Source organism: Nocardia gamkensis NBRC 108242, from assembly GCF_001612985.1.
Lineage (GTDB): Bacteria > Actinomycetota > Actinomycetes > Mycobacteriales > Mycobacteriaceae > Nocardia > Nocardia gamkensis.
Genome location: NZ_BDBM01000057.1, coordinates 30,299 through 53,851 on the forward strand (window position 1 = coordinate 30,299; position 23,553 = coordinate 53,851).

General features: G+C 68.4%; 19 protein-coding genes. 8 read left to right on the plus strand and 11 right to left on the minus strand.

Features of this window, described 5'->3' with window-relative positions; all coding sequences use genetic code 11:
- The first annotated feature begins 5 nt into the window (after nucleotides 1–5).
- On the plus strand, nucleotides 6–1,385 hold the full coding sequence (locus NG1_RS30180; protein WP_245660124.1) for a hypothetical protein: 1,380 nt from the start codon (nucleotides 6–8) through the stop codon (nucleotides 1,383–1,385).
- A 160-nt stretch (nucleotides 1,386–1,545) separates the two neighbouring features.
- Nucleotides 1,546–1,698 (plus strand): hypothetical protein, encoded by a 153-nt coding sequence (locus NG1_RS30185; protein ID WP_157114323.1) that lies wholly within the window; start codon nucleotides 1,546–1,548, stop codon nucleotides 1,696–1,698.
- A 283-nt stretch (nucleotides 1,699–1,981) separates the two neighbouring features.
- Here NG1_RS30185 and NG1_RS30190 read toward each other — a convergent pair whose 3' ends face one another.
- From NG1_RS30190 to NG1_RS30195, 3 genes are read right to left on the minus strand one after another with little or no spacing between them, the layout of a single operon-like run.
- A complete protein-coding gene (locus tag NG1_RS30190; protein WP_062976486.1) occupies nucleotides 1,982–3,031 on the minus strand; it encodes a CBS domain-containing protein in 1,050 nt (349 codons plus the stop codon).
- Complete coding sequence (locus NG1_RS39325; RefSeq protein ID WP_501193578.1) at nucleotides 2,920–3,525, minus strand: restriction endonuclease; 606 nt, start codon at nucleotides 3,523–3,525, stop codon at nucleotides 2,920–2,922. The genes NG1_RS30190 and NG1_RS39325 overlap by 112 nt, the downstream gene beginning before the upstream one ends.
- Nucleotides 3,515–4,045, minus strand: coding sequence for a protein kinase domain-containing protein (locus tag NG1_RS30195; RefSeq protein WP_210750823.1), 531 nt, complete (start codon nucleotides 4,043–4,045; stop codon nucleotides 3,515–3,517). Before NG1_RS30195 ends, NG1_RS39325 begins: the two co-directional genes overlap by 11 nt.
- Before the next feature lie 359 nt (nucleotides 4,046–4,404).
- On the opposite strand from NG1_RS30195, the gene NG1_RS30200 reads away from it, so the two are divergent.
- Nucleotides 4,405–4,662 carry a hypothetical protein gene (locus NG1_RS30200; RefSeq protein ID WP_062976519.1) on the plus strand — a complete coding sequence of 86 codons (258 nt, stop codon included), beginning with the start codon at nucleotides 4,405–4,407 and terminating at the stop codon, nucleotides 4,660–4,662.
- Complete coding sequence (locus NG1_RS30205; RefSeq protein ID WP_062976489.1) at nucleotides 4,662–5,054, plus strand: PIN domain-containing protein; 393 nt, start codon at nucleotides 4,662–4,664, stop codon at nucleotides 5,052–5,054. Before NG1_RS30200 ends, NG1_RS30205 begins: the two co-directional genes overlap by 1 nt.
- Before the next feature lie 160 nt (nucleotides 5,055–5,214).
- Here the strand turns inward: NG1_RS30205 and NG1_RS30210 are convergent, their stop codons facing one another.
- The 6 genes from NG1_RS30210 to NG1_RS30235 all read right to left on the minus strand — a co-directional run bounded on the left by NG1_RS30210 (nucleotide 5,215) and on the right by NG1_RS30235 (nucleotide 16,670).
- Nucleotides 5,215–8,952 (minus strand): multifunctional oxoglutarate decarboxylase/oxoglutarate dehydrogenase thiamine pyrophosphate-binding subunit/dihydrolipoyllysine-residue succinyltransferase subunit, encoded by a 3,738-nt coding sequence (locus tag NG1_RS30210; RefSeq protein WP_062976491.1) that lies wholly within the window; start codon nucleotides 8,950–8,952, stop codon nucleotides 5,215–5,217.
- Between the two features lie 175 nt (nucleotides 8,953–9,127).
- The gene (locus NG1_RS30215; RefSeq protein WP_062976493.1) at nucleotides 9,128–12,955 is read right to left on the minus strand and encodes an ABC transporter ATP-binding protein; all 3,828 of its coding nucleotides are present in this window, start codon (nucleotides 12,953–12,955) and stop codon (nucleotides 9,128–9,130) included.
- A gap of 50 nt (nucleotides 12,956–13,005) precedes the next feature.
- Entirely contained in the window at nucleotides 13,006–13,788 is a 783-nt protein-coding gene (locus NG1_RS30220; RefSeq protein ID WP_062976495.1) for an ABC transporter permease, read from the minus strand.
- A complete protein-coding gene (locus tag NG1_RS30225) occupies nucleotides 13,785–14,774 on the minus strand; it encodes an ATP-binding cassette domain-containing protein (protein WP_062976497.1) in 990 nt (329 codons plus the stop codon). Before NG1_RS30225 ends, NG1_RS30220 begins: the two co-directional genes overlap by 4 nt.
- Nucleotides 14,771–15,496, minus strand: a complete 726-nt coding sequence (locus tag NG1_RS30230; RefSeq protein WP_062976521.1) for a hypothetical protein — start codon at nucleotides 15,494–15,496, stop codon at nucleotides 14,771–14,773. Before NG1_RS30230 ends, NG1_RS30225 begins: the two co-directional genes overlap by 4 nt.
- Before the next feature lie 148 nt (nucleotides 15,497–15,644).
- Entirely contained in the window at nucleotides 15,645–16,670 is a 1,026-nt protein-coding gene (locus tag NG1_RS30235; RefSeq protein WP_062976499.1) for a glutathione S-transferase family protein, read from the minus strand.
- Nucleotides 16,671–16,708: 38 nt separating this feature from the next.
- Between NG1_RS30235 and NG1_RS30240 the strand changes: the two genes are divergently transcribed.
- Nucleotides 16,709–17,503, plus strand: a complete 795-nt coding sequence (locus NG1_RS30240) for an enoyl-CoA hydratase/isomerase family protein (RefSeq protein WP_062976501.1) — start codon at nucleotides 16,709–16,711, stop codon at nucleotides 17,501–17,503.
- A gap of 92 nt (nucleotides 17,504–17,595) precedes the next feature.
- Nucleotides 17,596–18,843 carry a class I adenylate-forming enzyme family protein gene (locus tag NG1_RS30245; RefSeq protein WP_062976502.1) on the plus strand — a complete coding sequence of 416 codons (1,248 nt, stop codon included), beginning with the start codon at nucleotides 17,596–17,598 and terminating at the stop codon, nucleotides 18,841–18,843.
- A 7-nt stretch (nucleotides 18,844–18,850) separates the two neighbouring features.
- Here NG1_RS30245 and NG1_RS30250 read toward each other — a convergent pair whose 3' ends face one another.
- Complete coding sequence (locus NG1_RS30250) at nucleotides 18,851–19,597, minus strand: tyrosine-protein phosphatase (protein ID WP_062976504.1); 747 nt, start codon at nucleotides 19,595–19,597, stop codon at nucleotides 18,851–18,853.
- A gap of 415 nt (nucleotides 19,598–20,012) precedes the next feature.
- Between NG1_RS30250 and NG1_RS30255 the strand changes: the two genes are divergently transcribed.
- Together NG1_RS30255 and NG1_RS30260 are read left to right on the plus strand one after the other, a co-directional pair.
- Nucleotides 20,013–20,495: a hypothetical protein gene (locus tag NG1_RS30255; RefSeq protein ID WP_062976523.1), complete on the plus strand. Its 483-nt coding sequence runs from the start codon at nucleotides 20,013–20,015 to the stop codon at nucleotides 20,493–20,495.
- A 43-nt stretch (nucleotides 20,496–20,538) separates the two neighbouring features.
- Entirely contained in the window at nucleotides 20,539–21,717 is a 1,179-nt protein-coding gene (locus NG1_RS30260) for an amino acid deaminase/aldolase (RefSeq protein ID WP_062976507.1), read from the plus strand.
- Here NG1_RS30260 and NG1_RS30265 read toward each other — a convergent pair.
- On the minus strand, nucleotides 21,687–23,553 hold a 1,867-nt coding region (locus tag NG1_RS30265; protein WP_218019016.1), incomplete at its 5' end, for a DEAD/DEAH box helicase. The genes NG1_RS30260 and NG1_RS30265 overlap by 31 nt on opposite strands.

The following is a 23,553-nucleotide window of genomic DNA, read 5'->3' on the forward strand; positions in this document are numbered from 1 at the left end:
GACACATGGGTGTACTGGTTATCGACTGGCAGACCTACTACGACGCCGGCAAGAAATGCCACGCGCTGGCAACCGACCTCCGTGCCGCCGACAAACCGGTCCACGACGCGGTCAAGGGTGAATGCGCTGGCATGGCCGGGAACACCGCGGGCTGCGAACAATGGGGGAGCACCTACGACCACGTCGCCCGGGAAACGATGCAGACCTGCACGAACCTGGCCGACGCCCTCACCAACTTCGGCAACATGCTCTACGCAGCCGGGTACAACTGGGCACTGTCCAACAACTCCAACCCGATGCCCGACCGGCCCACCGTGACGGCGATGTCGGAGTACAAGGTGACCATCCCGACTTCGGTCGGCAATAACGGCGACGGCGTCACCGAGGGAAGTGGCAGTGTCCCCGGCTTCTACGACGCCCTGGTCGGGAAAGTCCAAGAGGAGTTCGGAAGCAAGCTGCCCAACGGCAACAAGGACAAGCTCGCCAAGGCCGCATCGACCTGGAAGGCATTCTCCGAACATAAGACCATCACCGATGCCGCATCCCGGATCACCGAGATCAGCAACCTTTTCAGCGACATCCAGGACAAAAAAGGCCTCGACCCCATCCTCGGTCACCTCACCACCCTCAACGGCGGCGCCACCCAGCTTGCCTCCGCGTCCCTCAACCTCGCTACACCTGTCGCGGAGTACAGCACCGCCACCTCCGAAACCCGCGACAAATTCAGGGACGCGGTCACCAACGCTTTGATAGCAGCCGGAGCCACTGTCGTCATCGGTGTCGCCGCCTCCTGGATCACCGCCGCACTCAGCGACGTCGCCGCCGGTGTCGGCGTCGTAGCGATCGCGGGCAACACCGCCAGAGTGCTCAAAAGCACCTACGACGCCAGCAAACTCATCAAAATAATCGGCACTGCCTCCGCGGTGGCGGGCGCCGCAGCCTTCACCGTCACTGCGTTCGACAAAGTCCCCAGCCTCACCGATATCGCGCTCAAACTTGCTGCCATCATCGCCATGAAGGTTTACATCGATGATGAGGACAAATTCGAGAACTTGCCGCTGGCTCCGGGAAATCCGGCTCCGGGTATGACCGATGAAGTCGAAAAGTACATTCTCGGCAAGCATGTCAAAGGCGCTCCCAACTATAATCCTTCGAAGGGGACATGGCCCGACACGATTACCAGCGAGGAACTCGATGAGCTGGCCGAAGCGGCCGAGAACTCACCGGCACGTGGACCCAACCACGACGGCAACTTCGAACGCGAGGTCGACGCCGGTAAAGTCATCGGCAGCGTGTCGGAGAAGTTGGGTGGTCACGCCACCAGCCGATACAAGATCATCACCGACCGATTCGGCGGCATCATCACCATGTATCCGATCCCGTAAAAGCCAGGGAGTTAAATTGGGAATCGACATAGTTGTTCAAAATCAAATCCACGAACGGGTCGAACTGGTATACGGGGACGTGGAGGACACGCTTGTCAAGTATCGAGAGAATGCTCCGTCGGGCTCACTGCTTCGGGGTCTCCACGCGCACGCGGACACAATGTTCAACACGACCCAACTGGCCATGCTCTTGGACGAACTAGCGCATCTGTCGCCGAACAACGACAAAGAAGCGGAGATGCTCGCAGTATTGCGCGATGCTGCCGAAGCCGCTATCCGTAGGAATGGGTATCTCTGGTTCAGTGGAGACTGAATTCGTGCACGTTTCCGCCACTGCTGTAGCCGGTCCTGCGCGCAGCGCGCGGCGGCGAATTCGCGCATACGGGTGCCCCGTATAACGGCCGGGATGGCCATGATCTCCGCGCTCATGCCCGCTCGATGACGCTCGGTCGGCATGCCGAACCATGGCGACGTGCCGACTGGACAGTCGCGGGAGAGGAAAGGCACGTCTGCTACCTGCTGGTGCGGCGACACCCTTTCCTCATACACCGTCGTCGTCCTTCGGGAGGTAGTCGTCGATGCTCCGATGCCGACTGCTACGGGTTCGGCTCGGCTGTACGGAGCAGTTGCAAGAGCCCGGTGACCGCGGCGAATTGTTCTTCCGACAAGGGGTCGGTCGCGAAATGCATCAAGTCGTTGCGAACGTTCCGGACTCTTTCCAGCAGATCGATGACCTGGCTTCGGTCCAGTCGCCAGCCGAGCTTGCGCCAGCGGTCGGGGTCGCGCAGGAGGAAGACGTAATTGCCGAAGGTCAAGTCCGAGGCGTCCTTGACCCGGGACTTCTGATGGTTGGCCACCGAGCCCTTGAGGTCCTCGAGTTCGAAATGCTCGTCGGCAGCACGACGCAACCGGTTCTCGGCCTCTTCGATGAGGATGAACGGACGTGCGAGCGTGCCGAACTGACGAGTCAGATCCGAGGCGGTCAGGATACCCGTGACTCTGACCCGGTCCTGATCCCGGACGAAGATGAATCCTCTGTCGTAGATCGCATCGATCTGATCGAGCAGAAGGGCATCGTGATCGACAACGAGGGCCGATACGGTCGCCTTCGCCAAGGTGGGGTCATCGCTTGCGATGTGCACCTGCCCAATCGACTCCCAGGTCACCGCACCGTGATAGGGGCCGTCCTCATCGATGACGGCGACCTGGGAGAACTGGTGTTGCAGCATCAAAGTTTTGACGTAGGTCGGATCGACCGAGGACGGCACGTACACAAGCCGAGCGGGGAGGCTGCCGAGCCGACGAGACATCGGCTCGGGCTCGGTCACGTTCTCGATGTCCTCGGCCGCGCCGGTGACCGTGACGCCCCCGGGTTCTGTTCCGAGCGGCACAAGCGCGACGATGTCACTCAACGCGCCTTCGGTGAAGGCGGGCCGCGTGGTCAGTCCGTTGCTCGCGAGATCCGACTTGATCATGGAGATCACCGCGGCAGTGCGTCGTTCGACGCCCCAGTGTTCGAGCAGGCTTCGAATGGTCAGCTCACGCGGATTCGATGGGTCTCTGGAGGCGGCGTCGTCCAGCGGCTCGGCCGAGCTGGTGGCCTCCTCGTCCCCGTCGAAGCCGGGATCGGTACCATGAGCCGCCAAATGCTCGATGCGTGTGGCGCGTTGTGGCGGGTTAGGCCGCAAACCGTGAGGAGAGAGCCGAGGCTGGCCCGCAGATCGGGTCGGACCGCGTCCCACGGTATATCGGTGCGGAGCCAGTCGACTTTTCGCACCTGCCGGAATTCTTTCGGCTCGTCCTGACGGAACTCATACGAGCCGCTGACTCTGCCGACCGCCAAGTATCCGGCATGGGTCTTGAGAGGCATCACCACGAGATCGCCGTACTGGATCTCCGTCTCGAATTTCCACAGCTGTCCGGCCCAGTTACCGATCAACGCTCGACCGGCGTCCGGGTATGCCTGACGCAGAGCCGATTTGAGCTCACCCCCGGTTCGGTACCGGCTGAGGTCGCCCACCTCGTCCCACCCGAGGATGGCGAGGCCGTCCTGTAGGGCGCGGGGCTCGCGTTCCCCGCTTCGTCCAGCGCGGATCAACCAGGCCTCTTGTTCTCGCACGCGGTGCGCGTCATCGGACATCGAGGATCGCGGCGATACCGAAATCGATCACCTTCACCGCGCCCTCGCGGGTGACCAGCACGTTGTCCGGCTTGAGGTCGCGGTGCACGACCGGGATCGCGTGAGCGTGGGACAGCACGGTGGCGATCTCCGCCGCGACCGCAGCAACCCAGGTGAGCGGCAGCGGATTGCCAGGGTTGATGTAGTCGCGCAGCGGAATTCCGTCGATCAGTTCCATCACGAGATACACCACCTCGAACGAGGCGTCGAGCACCGCGTCGAATACCTGCGGCACCCCGTGGTGGCGGATGCGCGCGGTTACCCGCGCTTCCTGGCGGAAGCGCTGAGTGAACTCCTCGGCCTGCTCGTTGGTCTGTCCGCCGCAGCCTGCTGGTTCCCACCGCCGAGGCCGAACGCAAATTTCTGCGTCGGCATCCTCGGGTGCGGTTGTCGTATGGCGAGTATGCCGACGCGGGCAGTGACGACATCTCGGTGCAGTGCTCGACTCTGGACAGTCTCCGGCGCCTTGTCGATGACCCACATGTCACCACCGCCGCGGCCCGATTGGTTCTCGACATCATGCGTAAGCACTTCTGCATCTACACCCGTTACCACTGTCCGCAACTGGTACAAGCGGTGTACCCCGATCACCCACGCCCAGGGTTGCGAGTGACTCCGCGACGATAAGCGCCGAGGCCGTACTGTAGCCGCCCGCTTTTCAGGACAGCAGCGATTCCGTCGACGACGGAGGTATGGTGCCGCTCCGGTATTTGATGCCGATGGGTTGAGCGTTCAGTAACTGGTGAATTCAGTACGGACTGGTTAGGCCCTAACAATTCGCGCGACAGCGCAAGCGTGGATGCTGGTAGCCTCTTTGCTACCCTTGGTAGCATAAAGACCATGGGTGGTAGTAAGAAATACTCGATCAGCCTTCCGGAGGATCTCGCTGAGCAGGCTCGAGCCTATGTCGGCTCCGGCGGCTTCTCCGCCTACGTCGCCGAGGCGTTGGAGCAGCGTGTGGCGATGGACAAACTGGGGGAACTGGTGTCTGATTTCGAGAAGGACAATGAGCCATTGACGCGCGCGGAAATAGATGAGGCTCGGGCGGAATTGGGTTTCCAGCGGCGCCGCCGGAGCTCGCGCGGATCGGCCGCCTGATGCCGGATGTGCTGTTCCTCGACAGCGAGGGACTGTCCATGCTGTATCGGAAGGATCGCCGCATGCTCGCGTGGGTGCAGGCTGCGAAAGAGGACGGCGTACGAGTGGCCACCACGGCTATGACGACGGTGGAAGCCGATTACAGCAAAGTGAATGCTGCCCGCATCGCATGGACGTTGTCACAGATCGATGTTCACGCCGTGACGCGAGAGTTGGCCGCGCAGGCCGCTGTGCTGTTGCGCGAGCATGGCCTTGGTGGGCACAAATACGCGATCGACGCCGTTTTGGCTGCGTCGGCCCGCTCGGTTCGTGGGCTGGCGACGGTGGTGACGTCGGACCCCGAGGACATGGCGTTGCTGTGCGGTCCGAAGATCGAGATCGTCAAGGTGTGAGCTTGTTCGAGGCGTGAGCAGCGATCAGGAGAGCCGACGACCTGTCCCGCAGGCCCTGAAACTTTGTTCGACGACGTCCTAGAACTCAACCCCACAGATACGAAACCGGCCCGTATCGCTCAAAGGATTGAGCGATACGGGCCGGCGTCACAGCAGGAAACTAGCTCGTCGGTTCGAACGACTCCGCGATGATCTCCGCCTGTTCCACCGCGTGCACCTTGCTCGATCCCGAGGACGGGGCCGACATCGCGCGGCGGGAGATGCGGCGCAGCTTGGTGTTGGCGAAGCGGGCGGGGAGGGTTTCGGGGAGGTTGAGGCCGAAGAAGGGCCAGGCGCCCTGGTTGGCCGGTTCCTCCTGGACCCATGCCAGATCGGTGGCGTTGGGGTAGCCCTCCAGGGCCTCGTTCAGGCGGCGGACGGGCAGCGGGTAGAGCTGCTCGATGCGCACGATCGCCACGTCTTCGCGCTTCTGCTTGGCCTTTTCGGCGGCCAGCTCGTAGTAGAGCTTGCCGCTGGTCAGCAGGACGCGCTTGACCTTGCTGCGGTCGCCGATGCCCTGCTCGTAGGACGGTTCGTTGAAGACCGAGCGGAACTTGCTCTCGGTGAAGTCCTTCAGGTCCGAGACCACGGCCTTGTTGCGCAGCATCGACTTCGGGGTGAAGACGATCAACGGGCGGCGGATGCCGTCGAGCGCGTGGCGGCGCAGCAGGTGGAAGTAGTTGGCCGGGGTGGACGGCACCGCGACGGTCATCGAGCCCTCCGCGCACAACTGCAGGAAGCGCTCGATGCGGCCGGAGGTGTGGTCCGGGCCCTGCCCCTCGTGGCCGTGCGGCAGCAGCAGCACGACGTCGGAGAGCTGGCCCCACTTGGCCTCGCCGGAGGAGATGAACTCGTCGATGATCGACTGCGCGCCGTTGACGAAGTCACCGAACTGCGCCTCCCACAACACCAGCGCGTTGGGGTTGCCCAGCGAGTAGCCGTACTCGAAGCCGACGGCGGCGAATTCGCTCAGCGCCGAATCGTGCACGGCGAACCAGCCCGGGTTCTCGCTGCCGATGTTGTGCAGCGGGGTGTACTCCTCGGCGGTCTTGCGGTCGATGATCACCGCGTGCCGCTGGGTGAACGTGCCCCGGCGGGAGTCCTGACCGGTCAGGCGCACCGCGCGCCCCTCGTCGATCAGCGTGCCGAAGGCGAGCAGCTCGGCGAAGGCCCAGTCGACCTTGCCCTCGTAGGCCATCTCACGGCGCTTCTCCAGCACCGGCTTGACGCGCGGGTGCACGTTGAAGCCGTCGGGCACGTTGAGGAAGGCGTCGCCGATGCGCTGCAGGACGGCCTTGTCCACGGCCGTCACGACGCTCGCGGGCACCGGTTGGTCGTCTTCGACCGACGCGCTCGGTCCCGGCGAGTATTTCTCCAGCTCGCGGACCTCGTTGAACACCCGCTCCAGCTGGCCCTGGTAGTCGCGCAGCGCGTCCTCGGCCTCTTTCAGCGAGATGTCGCCGCGGCCGATCAGGCTCTCAGTGTAGGCCTTGCGGACCGAGCGCTTGGTGTCGATGACGTCGTACATCCACGGCTGGGTCATCGACGGGTCGTCGCCCTCGTTGTGGCCGCGCCGGCGGTAGCAGATCATGTCGATGACGACGTCCTTGCGGAACTTCTGCCGGAAGTCGACCGCCAGGCGCGCCACCCAGTCGCATGCCTCCGGGTCGTCGCCGTTGACGTGGAAGACCGGGGCGCCGATGAACTTCGCGATGTCGGTGGAGTACTCGGTGGAGCGGCTGTTCTCCGGCGCGGTGGTGAAGCCGATCTGGTTGTTCACCACGATGTGGATGGTGCCGCCGACCCGGTAGCCGCGCAGGCCCGACAGGTTCAGTGTCTCGGCGACCACGCCCTGACCGGCGAACGCGGCGTCACCGTGCAGCATGAGCGGCACGACCGAGAAGCCCTCGGCCCCGTCACCCTTGTCCAGCAGGTCCTGCTTGGCGCGGACCAGGCCCTCCAGGACCGGGTCGACCGCCTCGAGGTGCGAGGGGTTCGCGGTGAGCGAGACCTCGATCTCGTTGTCGCCGAACATCTGCAGGTAGGTGCCCTGCGCGCCGAGGTGGTACTTCACGTCACCGGAGCCGTGCGTGGCGGCCGGGTTCATGTTGCCCTCGAACTCGGTGAAGATCTTCGAGTAAGGCTTGCCGACGATGTTGGCCAGCACGTTGAGCCGGCCGCGGTGCGGCATGCCGATGATGACCTCGTCGAGGCTGTGCTCGGCGCACTGGTCGATCACCGCGTCCATCATGGGGATGACGGCCTCGGCGCCCTCCAGCGAGAAGCGCTTCTGCCCGACGTACTTGGTCTGCAGGAAGGTCTCGAAGGCCTCCGCGGCGTTCAGCCGGTTCAGGATGTACTTCTGTTGCGCAACCGTCGGCTTCGCGTGCTTCTGCTCGACCCGCTCCTGGATCCACTGCAACTGCTCGGGTTCGAGGATATGGGTGTACTCCACACCGACGTGGCGGACGTAGGCGTCGCGCAGGACGGACAGCACGTCGCGCAGCTTCATCTGGTCCTGGCCGTGGAAGCCCGCCACATTGAACGTGCGGTCCAGGTCCCACAGCGTGAGGCCGTGCTGGGTGACGTCCAGGTCCGGGTGACTGCGGAACTTCTCCTTGACCAGCCGCAGCGGATCGGTGTCGGCCATCAGGTGGCCACGGTTGCGGTAGGCCGCGATCATCTCCAGCACGCGCGCGCTCTTGTCGACGCCGCGTTCGCGGATGTCCTTGCGCCAGCGGATCGGCTCGTACGGCACGCCGAGGCCGTGGAAGATCTCGTCGAAGAAGCCGTCGGAGATCAGCAGCTGGTGGATGGTGCGCAGGAAGTCGCCGGACTCCGCGCCCTGGATGATGCGGTGGTCATAGGTGGAGGTGAGCGTCATCAGCTTGCCGACGCCCAGATCGGCGATCCGCTCGTCGCTCATGCCCTGGAACTCGGCGGGGTACTCCATCGCGCCCGCACCGATGATCGCGCCCTGCCCGTTCATCAGACGGGGCACCGAGTGCACTGTGCCGATGGTGCCCGGGTTGGTCAGCGAGATGGTGACGCCGGAGAAGTCCTCGGCGGTGAGCTTGCCGTCGCGGGCGCGGCGCACGATGTCCTCGTAGGCGGTGTGGAACTGCCCGAAGGTCATCGCCTCGCAGCCCTTGATGGCCGCGACGACCAGCGACCGGCTGCCGTCCTTGCCGGGCAGGTCGATGGCCAGGCCGAGGTTGGTGTGCGCGGGGGTGACCGCGTTCGGCTTGCCGTCGACCTCGGCGTAGTGCCGGTTCATGTTCGGGAAGGCCTTGACCGCCTGCACGATGGCGTAGCCGAGCAGGTGGGTGAAGGAGATCTTGCCGCCCCTGGTGCGGGCGAGGTGATTGTTGATGACCAAGCGGTTGTCGATCATCAGCTTGGCCGGGATGGCGCGCACGCTGGTCGCGGTGGGGATACTCAACGAGGCGGCCATGTTCTTCGCCACCGCGGCGGCGGCGCCGCGCAGCACCTTCGACTCGTCGGCGGCGGTGTCGGCCTGCTTCGGGCCGGAGGTCGGCGCGGCGTTCGACGTCGGCGCCGGGGTGGTCTGCGGTGTGCGCGCGTTCACCGCGGCCGGCTTGGCGGCGGCCGGTGCGGGCTTGGCGGCGGCCGGTGCGGGCGCTTTCGGAGCCGCGGGGGAGGCGGGCTTGGTGCCGGCGGGCTTGGCGTCGTTGCGCTTGGCGGCCGCCGGAGCCGGTGCGGGAGCGGCAGCCTGCGCGGGGGCGGGGGCGGACTGGCTGTTGCCGGAGTCGCCACTCACCTCAGGCGTGTAGTCGGCCAGGAATTCGTGCCAGCTCTCGTCGACCGAAGATGGATCTTGCTTGAACTTCTGATACATCTCATCGACTAGCCACTGGTTCTGTCCGAACTGGGAAGTTGAGCTGCTCACAGCAGGTGTTCGCCTCATTTCGTTCTTCGCGCTGCGACGTTTGTGACGTGCCCGGCACGGGGATCAGCGGATTGCGCGCCGATGCGCCCTATCTGAGGATAGGCCCAGCAGCAAATCGGCGGATTCACCGACCACCCGACACCCCCGACCCTATTGGTGATGACCCGGCGTCACCTGAGAATATTCCCTCCGACGCCTGCGCCGCTGCCCACAGCCGGGTATACGGCCCGCCCGCCGCGAGCAGCTCCGCGTGGGAGCCGATCTCCACGATTCGCCCATGATCGACGACGGCGATCCGGTCGGCGCGCGCGGCCGTGCCGAGCCGGTGCGCGACGAGCACCGTGGTGCGCTCCCGGCTCAGTGACCGGCTCGCTGCCAGCACCGATGCCTCGGCGTCCGGGTCGAGCGTCGCGGTGGCCTCGTCGAGCAGCAGCAAGTCCGGAGCGACCAGTTCGGCGCGGGCGAGCGCGATCAGCTGCCGCTGCCCGGCCGACAGGCCGCGCCCGCGCTCACCGACCGGCTGGTTCATCCCGAGCGGGAGGGCGGCGATCATCTCCGTCGCGCCCACCGCGGCGGCGGCCGCGGCGATCTCCTCGGGTGTCGCGAATGGTTTCCCGAATGCAATGTTGCTCGCCACGTCGCCGGTGAACAGGTGAGCTTCCTGGGGGACGATGCCCAGCCGAGAGCGGTACTGGGCGAGGCGGTAGTCGCGCACGTCGACGCCGTCCACCCGGATCGCGCCCGGGGCATCCGCGACTACTCCGCTTTCGCTTTTCGGTGCGGCGGCCGCGGGCTCTGCTTCACCGGCGGAACCGGAGTCCGGGGGCAGGTCGTACAGCCGTGCCAGCAGCTTGACGACGGTCGACTTGCCCGCGCCCGTAGGCCCGACCAGGGCCAGGGTGGAGCCCGCCGGAATGTGCAGCGAGACGCCGTCCAGCGCGGGAACGCGGCTGCCCGCGTAGTGGAAGCGGACGTCGTCGAACATCACCTCGCCGCGCAGCCCGCCGTCGATGAGCACCGGGTCGGCCGGATCGGCGGCGATCGAGGAGGGCGTGCGCAGCAGGTCCCCGATCCGGCGCAGGCCGACCCTGGCCTGCTGGTAATTGTCGAAGACCTGGGAAAGCTGCAGGATCGGCACGAACAGCAGCTCCAGATACAGCACGAACGCCACCAGAGTGCCCGCGCTGGTGGCGCCGGTGGCGACTTCGCGGGCCCCGAAGTACACCACCGCCGCCAAGGCCACGTCCGCCCATCCGACGACGAACGCGAAATACAGCGCGATCGCCCGCTGGGCCCGCAACCGGCTGTTGCGGTAACGCTGGGAGTACTCGGCGAATCGACGGGCGGCGCGTGGCTCGTGCCGGTTGGCCTGCACCGCGCGCAAGCCCGTCACGTTCTCCTGGAAGTCGGCGTTGACCGCCGACACATGCTCGCGCGACACGGTGTAGGCGGTGGACGACACCCGCCGGAACAGCACCGTCGCGATCGCCAGGGCGGGCACCGTCGACAGCACGGCCAGCGCCAGTGAGACGTCGATGACCAGCAGCGCGGCCGTGATGCCGACCAACGTCAGCAGGCCGATCAGGCTGGTGGCGACTCCGGTCTGCAAGAAGGTCGACAGCGCGTCGACGTCGGTGGTCATCCGCGTCATGATCCGCCCGGACAGCTCGCGCTCGTAGTAGTCCAAGCCGAGCCGTTGCAGGTGCGCGAAGCTGCGCACACGCAGGGCGAAAAGCACCCGTTCCCCGGTGCGGGCGGTGAGCATCGTGGTGGCCGCGCCGACCGCCCAGCCCGCCCCGGCCAGGACCGTGCCGAGCAGCGCCGCGCGGATCAGCGCCCCGGCCTCGTCGCCGAGCACGCCGCCGTCGATGGCGTAGCGCACCAGCGGCGGGAAGGCGATCGCGATGATCGCGTCCGCGGCCAGCAGTGCGATCACCGTCAGTACCAATGCGCGGACCGGCCGCAGCAAGCGGGTGAGCCGGAACGCCGGATCAGGCTCTCGAAGCCGCTCCGCGTCCATGCCCGGCTGCTCGGTGGCGGGCGGGAGGAGCTCGATGGTCCTGCGCAGCTCGGGTGTCTCGCTGATGTCGGCCGCCGCGCTGCCGAAGCGCCGACCGGAGGGACCGTCGAGCGCTCGCCCCCGGGACACCGGCGTCGCAGCCGGGTCCGGCTCGGTAGCGAGGTGCCCGGCGGGAGCGGGCAACCGGATCACGCGGTCGGCGTGGGCCAGCGTCGACTCCCGGTGCGCGAGGATCAGCGTGGTCCGTCCGCCGTTGTCGGGCAGGGCATCGAAGATGGCGGCCTCGGTGACTGCGTCCACCGCGGAGGTGGCGTCGTCGAGCACCAGGATGCGCGGGCGGGCCAGCAGCGTTCTGGCCAGCGCGATCCGCTGGCGCTGGCCGCCGGAGAGGGTGAGACCGCGCTCGCCCACCACCGTGTCGTAGCCGTCGGGCAGTTCGGCGATGAAATCGTCGGCCGCGGCCTGGACGGCGGCCTGCCTGATCTCCTCGTCGGTGGCTTCAGGCCGTCCGAGCGCGATATTGGCCGCGATGGTGTCGGAGAACAAGAACGGATCGTCGAAGACGACGCCGATGGCGGCGCGCAGGTCGGCGGCGCGCACGTCGGCGATGTCGACGCAGATCGTTTCGGCGGTGTGGGCCCCGGCGGGCGGATTCGCGCGGGTGTCGGAGCCGGCGTGTGACGCGGTGGCGTCGGTGAACAGCCGGATACTGCCCGCGTCGGGCGCGTAGAACCGGGGGAGCAGCAGGGCGAGCGTGGACTTGCCCGACCCCGCCGGGCCGATGACCGCCACCGTCTCGCCGGGCCGCACGCGCAGATCCAGCTCGCGCAGCACCGGCCGGTCGGGGTCGAAACCGAAGCTCAGCGCATCGATCTCGATGCCGAGCGGTCCGTCCGGCAGCTCCACCGGGTGGTCGGGCTCGGCGATGACCGGCGCGGTGTCGATCACCTGGAACACCCGCTCGGCCGCCGCCCTGGTCAGCTGGGCCATGACGATCACAGAGGAGAGGATGCGCGCGGTGCCGGTCATGACGGCGACATACGCGGCGAACGCGACGAAGGTGCCGATGCCGATACTGCCGTGCAGCGCCAGCAGTCCGCCGAGCGCGATGACGGCGACCATGCCGATCTGCGGAATCGTCGCGACCGACGGCGCGAACCCGGCATCGATCCGCGCGGCGCGCATCCGCTCCGCGAACAGCTTGCGACCGTGCCGCTCGAGCAGATCGACCATCCGCGCTTCCTGGCCGAACCCTTTGACCACCCGCACGCCGGTGACCGTCTCCTCGACGTGCTGGGCGAGATCGGCGGCGCGCTGCTGCGCCGACCAGGTCGCCGCGTGCAGGCGGGGCCGCATGCGGTAGACCACCACGCCGATCGCGGGGACCACCAGCAGCGCGACCGCAGCCAGCGGCGGGGACAGCCAGATCATGACCGCGGCGGCCAATCCGAACTCCAGCAGTGCCATGCCCGACAGCGGCACCATCGCCAGCAGGCCCTGGACCATCTGGAGATCGGTGATCGAGCGCGACACCACCTGCCCGGTGCGCAGCGTGTCCTGTCCGACGCCGTCCAGCCGCTGCAAGGCGCCCAGCAGTTGCACGCGCAGCGTGTGCTGCACGTCCAGGGACAGTCGCCCGGCCAGCCAGCGCCGTCCGAACCCGGCCGCGGACCGGCTGACGGCCAGTATCAGGATCAGTCCGGCCACGGCGCTGATCGCCGCCGTGTCACCGATCCCCGCCGCGTCGACGGCCCGTTTCGTCAGCAGCGGCCCAGCGGTCTCGACGACCGCCCCGCCGGCCACGGCCGCCGCCAGTCCGCCCAGCACCGCGCGGTGCGGTAGGCATTCGGCCCACAGCCTGCGTATCCAGCCGGGTCTACGTCCCCCGTCCACGTCGTTCGCTCGTCCCCTTTGTCGTACCGCGTTCGTCATCGACGGTACCGACACCGGCCGACAAGCCGTTGTTCCCTACCAGGCGCGGATCACAGGTCGCGGGTGCGCAGGCTCCACCAGCTCGCGGCGCCCAGGCCGATGGTCCACAGCAGCAAGACCACGACGGCGGCCGGGGTGGGGGCGAGTAGATCGCTGTCGGGGTAGGAACCCACCGCCACGGTGCCGACGGTCGCGGAGACGGGCAGCAGGGTGACCACGCCCGGAATGCCGAGGCCGCGGGCGATCAGCCAGATCAAGGGTTCGGCGAGCACGATCCAGCCGAGCAGCAGCGGCACGGCCCTGGTCGAGGATCGCAGCAGGATGCCCGCGCTCGCGCCGATCAGCGACCAGCAGACCGCGGCGAGCAGCCCGCCGCCGAGTACCGCGAAGAACTCCCCGGTGACGGCGACCTTGCCGTGTCCGACGCCGAACAGCGCCCCGACCGACACCAGCTCGACCGCTACCGCCGCCGCCAGCGCACAACACCCGATGACCAGGAATTTCCCGGCGGCGAGCCGGTCGCGGTCCGCGGTGAACAGCGCGGTCACCGCCATGCTGTGGTACCGGTACTCGGCGCCGGTGCCCACCGCGCCGAAGACCGCGGCCGCGAGCACGACCAGCGCCAGCGCGACGTACAGCCCGATCGTCGCCGCGCCGGTGGCGGGCTGGCCGCGCGGATCCGGCGGCCCGGCCAGGCTCGCCGACACCAGGCTCGCGAACAGTGCCACGGCGAGCAGCGCGGCGGCGAGCGTCCTGGCGCGCGGCATCGTGACGACCTTGCGCACCTCGGAGTTGACGTTCGGCACCAGGTCCGCGGGCAGGATGGTGATCATCGTGGGATTCCGTAGGGCGTCGGCGAGGGTGGCTGGGCGCCGGGCGCGGAGAGACCCGGGTAGTGCGGCGCGGGCGCGGCGGTGGGTTTGGTCAGCGACGCGAGCACGCGGTCGGGATGGATCGGGTCGGCGACGATGCTGTCGATGCGCACCTGCGCCGCGGTGGCGGCCGTGCGGATCTGCGCTTCGCTCGCTTCGGCGACGGCGAGGCGACCGTCCGGCCGGATCACCGCGTCGGTGAATCCCTGTGCCGCGAGCATGGTGGCCAGCGCGATGGGCGTGGACGCCGCGACCACCAGACGGTCCGGGTGCCCGCGCCGCAGCCGCGCCGGAGTGCCCTGGTACACCACCGTGCCCTCGTTCAGGACGACCAGCTGGTCGGCGGCGGGCAGTACGGCGCCGAGGCTCTCGCTGGTCAGCAGGACACTGCCGCCGCGGCGGGTGTGCCCGCGCAGGAAGTCGTGCAGCCAGCCGCGTTCGGCGGCGTCGAGCCCGTCCATCGGATCGTCGAGCACCAGCAGCGGAGGATCGGCGAGCAGCGCGGTGGCCAGGGCCAGCCTGGTCTGCTGCCCGATCGACAGGACGCCGGTCTTGGTCGTGGCGTGCTCGTCCAGCCCCACCAGTTCGAGTACCTCGGTCACCCGGCTGTCGGCGACGTTCGCCGCGGCGGCGTGGATCCAGAGGTGTTCTCGCGCGGTACGGGCCGGAGGCAGTCCGCGGGGCGCGAGGACGCCGCCGATCACGCTCGCGGAGCCCATGCCGTCGCGCCGGGCACCGGGCCCGCCGACGGACGCGGTTCCGGAGGTGGGGACGACCAGTCCGAGCAGCGCCCGCAGAATCGTGGTCTTCCCCGCGCCGCGCGGACCCACCAGTGCGGCGATGGCTCCGGAGGGCACGGTGAAGCTGACGTCCGCCACGGCGGTCGCCAGTTCGTACCGCTTGGTCAGTCCCTGGACCGCGAACGCGATCGGCAGCGCCCCGCTCATCGTGGCTCGGCCGGAGGTCGCGGCTCGACCGGGTCGATCGCGGTGAACGGATCGGCGTCGATGATCAGGTGCCCGGCCCAGGTGGCAGGCGGCTTCCCGAATGCCTTGCGCGCGTTGTTGATCGTGGCCTTGCCCAAGGCGCGGTTGCCCGCGCCGCCGATCACGGCGCCGATGCCCGCGGGCAGCACCTTGCCCGCCATCAGCGCGGCGCGCTTGGTGATGAACCGGATGATGAACCGCTTCAGCAGAGAATCGTTCATGCTCGACAATCCGGGGATGCGGTTGGCGAAGGCCGAGCCCCAGTTCTTCGCGGAACTGCCCACGCTCTTCTGCACGATCTGCATGCCGCTCTCGCCGAGCACGACGGCCAGCACGAGCGCCCTGCGCTGCTCCTGGTCCTCCGGCGAGATGCCGTGCACCGCGGCCACCGCCAGGGTGAACACCGCCGAGGCCTCCATGAAGAAGGTGGTCTCGGCGCTGACGGCGGCGATGGCCGCGACGGTGCCGACGCCGGGAACAGCCGCCGTCGCGCCGACCGCGCTGCCGCTGCCGGTCACCGCGAGCAGGTACTGCTTCTCCAGCCGGTCGATGATCTGCGCGGGGCTGTCATCCGGATGGGAGCGACGAATTCGGTCCACGTACTTGGCGACCGCGGGGGCCTGCAGGCGGGACCCGGTGTCGAGCAGTTCGACCACCGTCTTCTCGAACGCGCCTTTGAGCATCGGCGGCATCCTCCTCTTCCGGTCTGCTGGGTAGAACTGTATGGCACCGGTTGCCGTCAGCTCGTCATGACAACGAAGTACCCAGCCGCATCGGTTCCACCGGCGGCTGCCTCGCTTTCGTCCGGACGGACGTCGTCCGGATCGCCGATTACGCGGGAGTGCCGATCGCGGGCACGCGTTCGCCCGACGGCGGAGGGGGCGGCGGGGTTCCGTCACCGAACGGCCTGCCGCCGAGGGCCTCCCGGCCGTGCGGGGTGAGCCAGTTCGCCAGATCAGGGCCCTTGGGAACTATCCCGGTCGGGTTGATGTCCCGGTGCACCACGTAGTAGTGCGTCTTGATCTGACCGAAGTCGATCGTGTCGCCGAACCCGGGGGTCTGGTACAGATCGCGCGCGTACGCCCACAGCACCGGCATCTCACTGAGCTTGGACCGGTTGCACTTGAAGTGCCCGTGATACACCGCGTCGAAGCGGACCAGTGTGGTGAACAGCCGGACATCGGCCTCGGTGATCGTGTCGCCGACCAGATACCGTTGCGCGGCAAGGCGTTCGGAGAGCATGTCCAGGCGGTGGAAGAGCCGGTCGTAGGCGGCCTCGTAGGAGTCCTGCGCCCCGGCGAACCCGCAGCGGTAGACGCCGTTGTTGACGTCGCGGAACACCGCGAGGTTCACCTCGTCGATCTCCGCGCGCAGCGGCTCCGGGTACAACTGCGGCGCGCCGGGCCGGTGGTGCGCGGTCCACTCGGTGGAGAAGTCGAGCGTGATCTGCGCGTAGTCGTTGGTGACGACCTGCCCGGTCGGCACGTCGACGACGGCGGGCACCGTGATACCCCGCGGATAGTCCGGGAACCGGGCCAGATAGGCGTCGCGCAGCCGGGGGATGCCGAGTACCGGGTCGACGCCGCCGGGGTCCAGATCGAAGGTCCAGCTGAGCTTGTCGTGCGTGGGCCCGCACAGTCCGAGCGAGAGCACCGGCTCGAGTCCGAGCAGCCTGCGCACGATCAGCGTTCGATTGGCCCACGGGCAGGCGCGCGCCGCGACCAGCCGGTAGCGCCCCGGCTGGACGGGGTAGCCGTCGCGGCCGTCGGCCGTGATCCGGGTGGTGATGTAGTTCGTGTCCCTCTTGAACTCGCCGGGTTCGACGTAGGAACCGCGCTGGCTGGCCGACTTGGTCACATCGACAGTCTTCCAGATCGACCTCGTACGCTGACCGGATGAGTGAAACGAAGGCCACCCGGCTGGAACGAGTCCGCACCGACGCCGGCGCGGAGGTGGCGACCCTCACCCTCGCCCATCCGCCGCTCAATCTCTTCGATCGGGCGATGATGGACGCGCTGATCGCCGATATCGCCGAGCTGTCGGCGCGGCCGCCGCGCGCCCTGCTGCTGCGCGCCGAGGGCAAGGTGGTGTCCGGCGGGGTCGACGTGCACGTTTTCGACGGCTTGACCCCGGAGCAGGGCGCCGAGTTGTGGCGCACCCTGTTCGCGCAGATCATCCATCCGCTGGAGGCGCTGCCGTGCCCGGTGGTGTTCGCCGCGCACGGGTTGACCCTGACCGCCGCCTTCGAGATCGCGCTCGCCTGCGACATCCTGCTCGCGGCGCCGAATGCCCGGTTCGGATTGGTGGAGATCGTGGTCGGGCTGACCCCGTCGATGGGCGGGCCGCAGCGCCTCGCCGAACGCGCGGGTTCCGGACGGGCCCGCGAGTTCGTGATGACCGGCGACCTCTACGCCGCGGCGACGATGGCCGAGTGGGGCGTGGTCAACGCCGTGCACGAAGACCTCGACGCGGCGGCGAAGGCGCTGACCCACCGGCTGGCCGATGGCCCGACGAAGGCGAACGCGGCGACCAAGAAGATCATCGAGGCCTGGCGTTCCGGCGGTGTGGCACATGCTGATTCGGTGACGCCCGAGGTGTCCGGGGTGCTGTTCGACACCGAGGACCTGAAGGGCGGGGTGCGCAGTTTCCTCGAGCAGGGTCCGGGGAAGGCTCGCTACTCGGGGCGGTGACAGCTGGGACACGTTCATCGCCTATCGCAGCGAAGTTGTGACATGCGTCATATAGTCGCAGTGCCTGATACCTCGAGGCACGCGGAGGACGAATGTCGCAGTTGCTCGTCGAATATCCCCTCAACGGCCCGCCCGCCTGGGACAACCCGCTAGCCCGTGGCGCCGACGGGGTGCTGCGCTACGGAAACCTCACACCCGCGCTGACCGAACTGCTGGATCTGCAAGTGCACGCCTTCGGTAGCCGCGAAGCCGTGGTGGAGATCGGCGGCCCGCGCCTGACCTACCGCGAGCTGTGGCACTGCGCCTCCCGGATCGCGGGCGGCTTGCAGGAGCACGGCATCGGATACGGCGACCGCGTCGCCGTGCACATGTCCTCCGGCGCTCGCTGGGTGCAGGCGTTCCTCGGCGCCTTGCTCAGCGGCGCGGTACCTGTGCTGGTTCACGATGGGTTACCCGAGGCGGTGGCCGAGCGCGTGATCGCCGACAGCCGTGCCGATTTCGTGCTCGGCCCCAAGGGCGCCGAGCTGCCCGACGGCGCCGCCTACATCGACGACGGCGCGGCGCTGGGCGACCTTGCACTGCTGAGCTACACGAGCGGGACGTGCACGCCCAAGGGCGTGGAGCTGACCAACGAGAATCTGCTGTCGGCCGTGCGCTCGGTGGTCGCCGCGCTGGACCTGCCCACCGACGGCCTGCGCAACCTGGTGCTGCTGCCGTTGGCGCACGCCAGCGGCTGCGTCGATCAGCTGTTGCCGACCTTCGCCGTCGGCGGCACCGTGGTACTCACCCAAGACGCCCGAGGCATGGCCGAGGCGATCGCCGCCGAGCGGATCGACATGGTCTCCGCGACGCCGCGGATCTTCGCGGGCTTGCTGCCCGAACTCGCCGAACTGCGTGCCGAAGGGCTGTGCACCGAGGGCATCGCGCGGATCAGCAAAGCCGGTCATCGCGCCGAACGCGCCGCGTCCCCGGTGGCTCCCGTCGAGCTCACGGCCGAACTGCGCGGCGTGTTCCCCGCGGCCCGGCAGTGGTCGGTGTGGGGTGCGACCGAAACCAGCGGCATCGGTCTCGCGGTGGACGACGCCGAGCAGCCGGACTCGTCCGACGCGGCCGCGGTGCTCGGGTTTCCTTTCGGCGGAACGGAATTGGCCCTGTGGGGGCCGCGGGCGACGGCGGGCCGCGGCGAATTGCTCTGTCGCGGGCCGAATGTGACCCCGCGCTACTGGAACGACCCCACCACCACGGCGGCGCGGTTCACCGGAACCTGGTTCCACACCGGCGATCAGGTGACGATCGACGCCGACGGCTTGGTGCGCAGGGGAGTGGCGCCGGTCGAGTGATCGGCCCTCACTCCAGCATTCGCTCGCGCAAGCGCGTGAGCAACTCGGGCGTCAGCCCGATGGTCGCGAGGTAACCGTCCAGATCGCCGTGCAACTCGCGCATCGACGCGGTGGCGATGTCCAGGTACTCCTCGCGCACGCCGAGCAGGTCGATCGACAACTCCTCGCCGGCCAGCAGCTTGCCCGTCATCAGGGCGCGCAGCGCGGGGACGGCCCCGTTGCTGAGCAGATAGTCGGCCTGGACGTCGGCCTCGGTCACGCCGACCGCGCGCAGCAGCGTGGCGACGGCCCAGCCGGTGCGGTCCTTGCCCGCCGCGCAGTGCACCAGCACGGCGCCTTCGCCGCGCAGGATGGACTCGGCGAGCGAAGCGATGGCGGCGTGCGCCTCGGGCAGCGCCGGGAACATCCGGTAGACCTCGAGCATGTGCGTGTAGGCGGTCCGCGCGGTCGCCTCGTGCGGCGGAGCCTCGGCCATCCTGGAGTCGAACGGAGTGATGGTCAGCCGGACGTCCGCGGGCAGCCGGTCGGCGCCGATGTGGTCGATCTCGCGCTGTCCGCGCAGGTCGTGGACGTCGCTGATGCTCAGTTCCCGTAGCGCCGCGTGGCCGGCGTCGTCGAGTCCGCTCAGCTGGGCCGAGCGCAGCAGGACACCCGGGCGAACCTTGGCGCCGTCGTGGGTGCGCAGCCCGCCGGTGTCGCGGAAGTTGAACGTGCCGGAGAGGAAGTACTGGTCGGCGGGGGGCGAGAGAGTCACCGATCCAGGCTATCGGGCACGCGGAACGAAACGGTGTCGGGAGCGGATCGAACCCCGCACGTTATGCTGACCGATTCGCGCGGTTTCGCTGTGGCATTTGCCACAGGATTTGGGTTGCCGACGACTCGGACCGTACCGTTGTCAACGGTCTGCCGGGCGAAGGTGAACGGCCAGATCCCCCGTCATAGCGGGATTTCCGGGCGGCACGGCATGATCGCGCTGCGATCCCGGTTGGGTAACAAAACATTCTTTCAGTCTGGAATTACCCATCGAACCCGTTCTCAAACCCCGAAAACGCTCTACCATTGGTGAACGTTGGACCGGGCAGCCCGAGTATTTCCCGATGTTGCCCGCCCTGTTCAGCGAGTCGCGCCAACGCAGGTGCGTGAGTTCTTTCGCCGAGAGGGAGTCGTCGTTGAGCGCACGTGGAGAAGTGATAACAGAAATCCGGCTACGCCCCGCCGTCACCGACGCGGTCGAAACGGCGGCCGCCACGCTCGACTGCACGGGCCTGCGCGCGCTGCGGGTGTTGCTGCACGCGGGGGTCAGTGCCTACTGGCCACTGGTCAAGGCCACCCCGGACAGGCAGATCAAGTCGTATGAGATGACCTTGCAGGCGCTGCGCGCGCGCTGGGAGGACAGGACCGATTGCTTCCCGGATCCGATCGCGACGGGGTTCTATCGTGAGAAGGACGCCGAGGTCACCGCGTTCTTGAAGCTGTGTGCCGAGCGGTCGGGAACGCAGTGGCTGGAGCCGGTGGAGGCGATCGCCTGCAACGTGGTCTCGATCGTGCAGGGCACGGTCCTGCGCTGGCTGGCCGATTGCAACGACGAGACCATGCTGGTGGTGCTCGACGAGATGGTCAGTGGACTGGCCACCAAGGCCGCGGAGATCTGACAAATACTGGACGTTTGACCAACTTGGTGGTTGAGTTGTCCTGGTGACCGAGACGTCGCCGATCGCGGGGCTGCACGCGGCCACCGCCGAACTCGACCCGCCCCTGGCCGCCCTCGACCTGCCCACCCTGCGCGCGAACGCCGCCGACCTGGTGCGTCGCGCGGCGGGCACCCCGATCCGAGTGGCCAGCAAATCCGTGCGCTGCCGCGCCGTGCTCGCCGAAGTCCTCGGCGCCGATCTCACCGCCGCGGGCGGCTTCGCGGGCGTCATGTCCTACTCCCTGCGCGAGGCCCTCTGGCTCGTGCGCCACGGAGCGCGCGATGTCCTGCTCGGCTATCCGACCGTGGACCGCGCGGCGCTGGCGGAACTGGTCGCCGGCGACATCGCGTCGCGATCGATCACGCTGATGATCGATGATGCCGGGCAACTCGACCTGATCCGCGCCGCCCTCGGCACCGATCGGGTACGGCCACGGGTCTGTCTGGACGTCGACGCGTCCCTGCGCATCGGCCCACTGCACCTCGGTGTGCGCCGTTCTCCGATCCGCACGCCGCAACAGGCGGCCGCCCTGGCGGATGCGGCGCTGCGGCGGGGCTTCGACGTGGTGGGCGTGATGACCTACGAGGCGCAGATCGCGGGGCTTCCTGATTCGAATGTCGCGGTGCGCTTGGTGAAGCGGGCGTCGGCGGCGGAGATCCGCAAACGCCGGGCCCAGGTGCTCGACGCGGTCCGTTCGGTGACCGGTGAACTCGAGATCGTCAACAGCGGCGGCAGCGGGTCCATCGAGGTCAGCGTCGCCGATCCGGACGTCACCGAGGTGACCGCCGGGTCCGGGCTGTATGTGCCCACGCTGTTCGACGACTACCGCGCGTTCACTCCCAGACCCGCGCTGTATTTCGCCATGCCCGTGCTGCGCAGGCCCGCGGCCGATATCGCTACCGTCTTCGCGGGCGGCTACATCGCCTCCGGCCCCACCGGGTCGTCGCGGGTGCCCAAGCCGGTGTGGCCGCGCGGATTGAAGCTGCTCGGCGCCGAGGGCGCCGGTGAGGTGCAGACCCCGCTGTCGGGTGCCGCGGAACTCCGGATCGGCGACCGGGTGTGGTTCCGGCACGCGAAAGCCGGTGAATTGTGCGAGCGGTTCGACGCCGTGCAGTTGGTCGACGAGGATGGCTCCCGCGTCGGCGTGCCGACCTACCGGGGCGAGGGCGTCTGCTTCGGCTGACCCGCGTCGGTCAGCCGCAGGAACGCACCGAGATCGGCGAGTTCGTCCGTGCTCGCGGGCAGATACTCGGTGAGCAGCGGCGAGCGGATGACGATCGCCTTCCACATGGCGCGGCACAGCGCGTGGATCAAGCCGCGCGACAACAGCGACGGCATGCCGTAGGGCGCGTCGGCGGGGGAGGAGGTGGTCATGGACAGCAGCACCACCGCCGCCTCCCGGCCGCGGAAGCGATCCGGTGTGCCCACCAGGACGTCCTCGATCTTGGCGCGGGCCAGCAGGGTGCGGATGCGACCCACCTGAGCGGCGTACGGCGCGACCACGAAGATGTCGTGCGGATGCAGCCTGCGCGTGGTCGCGCCGATCGTCCAGGACATGCCGAGCAGGGCGCGCACCCGGCGCACCACCTCGCGCGCCTCCGCCGGTGACTCGGTGGCGTTGCCGTAGTGGTCCACCAGGACGGTGTCCAAGCCGGGCTGCTCGCCGTCCAGGCGACGGGCCAGCGTGACCGTCTCGTTGGCGCGCAGCCGCCCGTCGTAGTAGAGGCGGGAGACGGGTTCGCAGACCGCCGGGTGCATCCGCCAGGTGCGGTCCAGGAAGTAGCCCCGCTCGGTGGGCAAGGTCTGGCGTCCCTCGGCCAGCCAGCCGAGCACCGATTCGCCGATCGGGGCGGGGTGGGCGCCGCGTGCGCTCGACGCGACCGGGTCGCCGAGCAGCAACAGGTTGCGTGCGCACGCCGCGACGGAGACGGTCTCGGCCAGCGGGAAGCTGCCCGCGTCGGCGACGACGAGCAGGTCGAGGCCCGCACGCGGCACCAGATCCTCGTTCGCGAAATCGGCCGGATCGCCGCCGAGGACGCAACCGCTGATCGCGTTGTCCAGGAATCGTGGATAGCGGGCGGCGTCGATCACCACCCACTCCGGGGCGACCGCCGCCGCGTCCTTCTTGGCGACCAGTTCCGGCAGCACGCCCGCCCGCACGACCGCGTCGAGCAGGTTCTCCACGGTGGCGGCCTCTCGCGCGACGATGCCGATGCGCCACTTGTTCCGTGTGATCAGCCGCTCCAGCACCCGCGCGGCGGTCGCGGTCTTCCCGGTGCCCGACGGGCCCTGCACGGCGAGGTAGGAGTCGTCGAGGGCGCACAGCGCGGCGGTGATCGCCACGGCGTAGTCGCCGTGCACCTCGGGCAACCCGGCCTCGCCGCGCAGCCGCGGCGGACGGCGGGCGAGGAGGTCGAAGACGGCCGAGCGTGGGGCGTCCGGCAGGGTCATCAGCAACTGCTGCGCGGCGAGTTCGATCGCCAGTTCCGCGTTCTCGTCCCAGTCCGGGAGGCCGGGCGCGATCGCGGAGGGCAGGTCGTCGTAGGGTTCGCAACTCTCGGGCAGCAATTCCTCCAGCCGGACGGTGTCGTCGAATTCGGTGTCCACCGAGCAGCCGAGCACCGTCGCCGTCGCGGTGGCCCGCAGGCCCGCCCCGGTGACCATGCCGTCCGGCATCGGCTGGTCGTAGAAGGTGTAGACGGTGGTGCCCGGGGTGAGTGTGCTCGGGCCGGGTGCGCCGCTCGAACCGGTGCCGATCCGGCCGGTCAGGGTCAGGTAGCGCCGCATCGCCGGGCGGTCGGGGCGCCGATGCCACTTGGTGTCGACCGTGCCCCAGTCGGCGACCAGAACGCCGGGAGCCTCGGCCCATTCGTCCACCGGATGACTGAGCCGGTCGGCGTGCGCCCACCACAGCGGCTGCCGCTCGCGCCGGTGGTAGCCGAGCGCCGCGGCCATCATCGCGGCGGGGTGCAGCGGATCACCCTGCGCGGCGGCGTATTCCGCGAGCGCGGCCTCCAGC

Bases quoted from the DNA above. Each gene is read 5' to 3' on its own strand.
- NG1_RS30180 (WP_245660124.1), top strand. From the start codon at position 6: ATGGGTGTACTGGTTATCGACTGGCAGACCTACTACGACGCCGGCAAG.
- NG1_RS30185 (WP_157114323.1), top strand. From the start codon at position 1,546: ATGTTCAACACGACCCAACTGGCCATGCTCTTGGACGAACTAGCGCAT.
- NG1_RS39325 (WP_501193578.1), bottom strand. From the start codon at position 3,525: ATGTCCGATGACGCGCACCGCGTGCGAGAACAAGAGGCCTGGTTGATC.
- NG1_RS30200 (WP_062976519.1), top strand. From the start codon at position 4,405: ATGGGTGGTAGTAAGAAATACTCGATCAGCCTTCCGGAGGATCTCGCT.
- NG1_RS30205 (WP_062976489.1), top strand. From the start codon at position 4,662: ATGCCGGATGTGCTGTTCCTCGACAGCGAGGGACTGTCCATGCTGTAT.
- NG1_RS30210 (WP_062976491.1), bottom strand. From the start codon at position 8,952: ATGTATCAGAAGTTCAAGCAAGATCCATCTTCGGTCGACGAGAGCTGG.
- NG1_RS30215 (WP_062976493.1), bottom strand. From the start codon at position 12,955: ATGACGAACGCGGTACGACAAAGGGGACGAGCGAACGACGTGGACGGG.
- NG1_RS30220 (WP_062976495.1), bottom strand. From the start codon at position 13,788: ATGATCACCATCCTGCCCGCGGACCTGGTGCCGAACGTCAACTCCGAG.
- NG1_RS30225 (WP_062976497.1), bottom strand. From the start codon at position 14,774: ATGAGCGGGGCGCTGCCGATCGCGTTCGCGGTCCAGGGACTGACCAAG.
- NG1_RS30230 (WP_062976521.1), bottom strand. From the start codon at position 15,496: ATGCTCAAAGGCGCGTTCGAGAAGACGGTGGTCGAACTGCTCGACACC.
- NG1_RS30240 (WP_062976501.1), top strand. From the start codon at position 16,709: ATGAGTGAAACGAAGGCCACCCGGCTGGAACGAGTCCGCACCGACGCC.
- NG1_RS30245 (WP_062976502.1), top strand. From the start codon at position 17,596: ATGTCGCAGTTGCTCGTCGAATATCCCCTCAACGGCCCGCCCGCCTGG.